The organism is Ruminococcus sp. (assembly GCF_017650195.1).
GTDB lineage: Bacteria > Bacillota > Clostridia > Oscillospirales > Ruminococcaceae > Ruminococcus.
In genome coordinates, this window is sequence record NZ_JAGCFH010000146.1 from 1 (window position 1) to 4,601 (window position 4,601).

At 45.2% G+C, this 4,601-nt stretch carries 4 protein-coding genes; all 4 read left to right on the plus strand.

From position 1 onward, the window contains the following. Window positions 1-576, plus strand: a 576-nt coding sequence (locus J6U00_RS06695) for an AraC family transcriptional regulator (RefSeq protein WP_296580397.1), incomplete at its 5' end; no start/stop codon positions are given. A 150-nt stretch (window positions 577-726) separates the two neighbouring features. Further along, the gene (locus tag J6U00_RS06700; RefSeq protein ID WP_296580398.1) at window positions 727-1,770 is read left to right on the plus strand and encodes an ABC transporter substrate-binding protein; all 1,044 of its coding nucleotides are present in this window, start codon (window positions 727-729) and stop codon (window positions 1,768-1,770) included. A 142-nt stretch (window positions 1,771-1,912) separates the two neighbouring features. Then, on the plus strand, window positions 1,913-3,427 hold the full coding sequence (locus tag J6U00_RS06705; protein WP_296580400.1) for a sugar ABC transporter ATP-binding protein: 1,515 nt from the start codon (window positions 1,913-1,915) through the stop codon (window positions 3,425-3,427). Then, a complete protein-coding gene (locus J6U00_RS06710; protein WP_296580402.1) occupies window positions 3,424-4,521 on the plus strand; it encodes an ABC transporter permease in 1,098 nt (365 codons plus the stop codon). The genes J6U00_RS06705 and J6U00_RS06710 overlap by 4 nt, the downstream gene beginning before the upstream one ends. Window positions 4,522-4,601: the final 80 nt, after the last annotated feature.

Here is a 4,601-nt window from a genome sequence, read left to right on the forward strand (position 1 = left end):
AATGAGGTTGAATATACAAGTATAAGATCACTTATGATAAGACTTTATGTTTGTATGGACATCTATGTGGCAGCTCATACATTTGCACGAAAGATAGGCATAAGCAACGAGAAGTTCTTCGAACATTTCGGCACGGCTGACGATATAGGCTCCGACCTTATGACAGCTGACGATACTATGAAATTCCTTCACAAGATAATTCAGGACTGCATCAGATGGCGCATAGAATCGGCAAAAGAGAGTGGCAGGAGCATTGTGGCAAAGGCGAGAGACTATATTGATAAGAATTACATGAACGACGAGCTTTCACTGCTCGTTGTTGCGGAAGCTGTGGGACTCAGTCCGTCATACCTCAGCGCACAGTTCAAAAAAGAGTACGGACAAAATCTTTCGGAGTACATATCGGTTGCAAGGATAACCCATGCAAGGGAACTCCTGTGCTGCACCTCAAAGATGATTTACGAGGTGGCTTACGACGTTGGATTCCGCGATTATAGGTATTTCAGCCAGATCTTCAAAAAGTATACGGGGCAGACTCCAAGGCAGTTCCAGAACAGTGCCAATGTTTGTCCGTAAATTGTATACAGGTTTGTATAAGCCAAAAAAAATAAACATTTAGTGTAATATTTTCGGTATCAATGTAAGTACAAATTGATTATAATGTAAGTACAAGTTAACGGCAGGGACGTTAATATCGCAACAAATTCGGATGGAGGAATTTTGATTATGAAAATGAAAAAGTTTTTTGCAATGGCAGCAAGTTCACTTCTATGTGGAGCAATGTTCGTAAGCTGCGGAGGCACAGGCAGCTCGTCTAATTCAGGCAGCTCATCAAATTCTGAAAAAACAACAAAAGCTGATACTGCAAAGAACGACGGCGATTCATCAAAGCCATTTATCACGGTCGGCATTATCAATAACGACCCAAATGAGTCGGGCTATCGTACAGCTAACGACAGGGATCTTAAGGCAGCATTCACAAAGGAAAATGGATTCGACGCACGTTTCTCCTACAGCCTTAAAAATGAAGAGCAGATTAATGCGGCTCAGAAGTACATACAAGACGAGGTTGATTACCTCCTCCTTTCGGCAGCTGATACAGCAGGCTGGGATTCTGTTCTTAAGGACGCACAGGCAGCAGGCGTAAAGGTTATTCTTTTTGATCGTACTATCGACGCTGACGAGAGCCTCTATGCAGCTTCTATAGTTTCCGATATGGACAAGGAGGGGGAGAAGGCTGTTGAGTGGCTCAAGTCCCAGAATCTCAAATCTTACGATATCATTCATATTCAGGGAGTAATGGGCACTGCTGCTCAGAAGGGACGTTCAGGTGCACTTGAATCAACTGCCAAGGAGCTCGGATGGAACATCGTTACACAGCAGACAGCTGAATGGAACGCTGAGAAAGCACAGCAGATTGTTCAGTCTGTTATAGATTCAAACAAGGAGTTTAATGTTATCTACGCTGAAAATGACGATATGGCAAAGGGCGCAGTTATTGCACTTGACAAAGCAAATATCTCGCACGGCGTTGACAAGGATGTGGTCGTAATAGGCTTCGACTGCAACAAATGGGCGCTTGAGGAGCTCAAGAAGGGCAACTGGAACTACGACGGACAGTGCAACCCTTTCCAGTCTTCTTATATACTTGACATCATTGATAAGCTCGAAAAAGGTGAGACCCTCTCTCAGAAGACTATTATCATGGATGAAAAGGGCTTTGATGCAAAAACTATTACCGACGAGGACGTAAATCAGTACGGTATATAATAGAGTGTTTACAGGACACTGAATAATATAATTAAGTGCGGTGACGCATTCATGAATGCTCTATGTCACCGCACTAATTTTGGAAGCTTGTCCGTATCGGATATTTGCGGATAAGTATGAAACTCACTTAGGAGGAAAAGCAATGCAGGAAAAATCATTGCTGGAGATGCGTGGGATATATAAATCGTTTCCTGGAGTAAAAGCTCTGAGAAATGTGGATTTCACGCTTCGCGAGGGTGAGATACATGCGCTTATGGGCGAAAACGGCGCAGGTAAATCCACTCTTATAAAGGTGCTGACGGGCGTATATGTAAAGGATGACGGAGACATCTTCATAAAGGGGCACAATGGCCCCGTGCAAATACACTCTCCGCAGGAAGCGCAGAATGCAGGAATTAGCACCGTATATCAGGAGATATCTCTCTGTCCTAATCTTTCAGTTGCTGAGAATATATTCCTCGGCAGAGGAAAGAGTAGACTTGTCAGCTGGAGAAATATGAACAAGAAAGCCGGCGAGCTTCTAGATTCGCTGGAGATAGCAGTAAAGCCGACACAGCAACTTGCAAGCTGCTCCATTGCCGTGCAGCAGATGGTAGCTATAGCAAGAGCCGTGGATATGGAGTGCAGTGTGCTCATACTCGACGAGCCCACGTCCTCACTGGACGAATCAGAAGTGGCAAAGCTCTTCAAGCTCATGAAGCAGCTTAGGGAAAGGGGAGTAGGTATAATATTCGTTACCCACTTCCTCGATCAGGTGTATGAGATCTGCGACAGGATAACGGTACTGCGCGACGGACAACTTGTTGGAGAGTATGAGATTGAAAAACTCCCCCGCGTTCAGCTCGTTTCGAAAATGTTGGGTAAGGAACTGGACGATATGGCGGATATCAAGAACGATGTGCCTGCCTTCACCGACAAGAAGAAAGAATACATATATGAAGCGGAAGGCCTATGTAGCTCTGAGGGCATAAAGCCTTTCAATTTCTATATACGTAAGGGAGAGGTTAATGGCTTCACTGGACTTCTCGGCTCGGGCAGAAGTGAGTGCGTAAGAGCAATATTCGGAGCTGATAAGGTTACCGGCGGTAGAATAAAGGTCAAAGGAAAGGAAGTAAGGATAAACAAGCCGATGGATGCAATGAAGAACGGTATTGCCTATCTTCCTGAAGACAGAAAGCGCGATGGTATCGTAGGAGATCTTTCGGTAAAAGACAATATCATTCTTGCATTACAGGTTAAAAAGGGCTTCTTCAAGCCCTTCTCAAAGGCGGAAGCAGTTAAATTTGCTGAGGAGTACATAAAGCTGCTCGATATAAAAACTGCTTCGGTTAATACTCCCATAAAGTCCCTTTCCGGTGGAAATCAGCAGAAGGTCATTCTCGGACGCTGGCTGCTTACGAATCCGGAATACCTCATTCTTGACGAGCCTACCCGCGGTATAGACGTAGGTACGAAGGTGGATATACAGAAGCTGGTGCTCAAGCTTGCTTCCGAAGGCATGAGCATAACTTTCATCTCATCGGAGACCGACGAGATGCTGAGGACCTGTTCAAGGTTGCTTGTTATGCGCGACAGAAAGCTCGTCGGCGAACTCACAGGCGATCAGCTTAATCAGAATACTATAATGAATACTATCGCAGGAGGTGACCGGGAATGACAGCAAAGACAAAAAAAGCAGGAAAAAGCACGCTTTTGTCGGCACTGATAGGAAATCAGGTATTTATCCCGATCGCAGCGCTCCTGATACTTGCAATATTCAATTTTATCGTTGATCCGTCATTCTTCAAGATAACTTTAGGGCATAACAGTGATGGAGATCCAGTACTTTCTGGAAACCTGATAACTATAATCGACTACGGCTCGGAGCTTGCGATACTTGCTATCGGAATGACTCTGGTAACTGCCGCTTCTCGAGGACAGGATATCAGTGTGGGCGCTGCAATAGCCATAAGCGGAAGCGTAGTGCTTAGGGTACTGTGCGGAACAAATTCCCGTCCTGAAACACTGCAAGCTCCCATAATAGTTGCCTTCCTTGTAAGCTGCCTTGTGGCAATGGCATGCGGAGCCTTCAACGGCGCGCTGGTCTCTATATTCAAGATACAGCCTATGGTCGCAACGCTGATACTCTTTACGGCAGGCCGTTCTATAGCTGCATGGATAAACAATAACGAGCTTCCGGTAGTGAGCGACAGGACGTTTACCTTCTTCGGCGGATACATACCGGGAATACCGATTCCTACTCCGTTTTTCATTGCGGTGCTGTGTTTCATTGCAACATGGCTTGCTCTGAAATTCACCAACCTAGGGCTTTATGTTCAGTCTGTCGGAATAAATGAAAAAACCTCGCGTCTAAACGGTCTGAATCCTGCACTTATAAAGTTCATGACTTATGTGATACTCGGATTATGTGTAGCTGTGGCAGGTTTCATAAAGGTTAGCAGACTTTCTACCATAAACTATTCCGTAGTTGCAAAGGATATAGAAATGGACGCTATCCTCGCGGTAGCGCTTGGTGGAAATTCGCTCAGCGGCGGTAAATTCAACATATCCGCGTCGATACTCGGAGCTTATGTTATACAGTTCCTTACCACAACGCTTTACAAATTTCAGGTGCAGTCGGACGCTCTTCCTGCTTACAAGGCAGTAGTAGTAATAGTACTTGTTGTACTGAGCGCACCGATAGTAAGAGAAAAGATAGCAGCTGTTTTCAAGAAGCTGCATGCTCCTGCCAAGGCAGAAAGCAAGGGCTGATAACGCGGACGTGGAATGGAGGAATAATATATGCCGCAGAAGGATATGACTTCCGGAAAAAAACGCCGGAGTCTTATAGG

What these genes read in the sequence shown, in the direction of transcription:
- J6U00_RS06710 (WP_296580402.1), top strand. Translation starts at nt 3,424, where the DNA reads ATGACAGCAAAGACAAAAAAAGCAGGAAAAAGCACGCTTTTGTCGGCA.
- J6U00_RS06705 (WP_296580400.1), top strand. Translation starts at nt 1,913, where the DNA reads ATGCAGGAAAAATCATTGCTGGAGATGCGTGGGATATATAAATCGTTT.
- J6U00_RS06700 (WP_296580398.1), top strand. Translation starts at nt 727, where the DNA reads ATGAAAATGAAAAAGTTTTTTGCAATGGCAGCAAGTTCACTTCTATGT.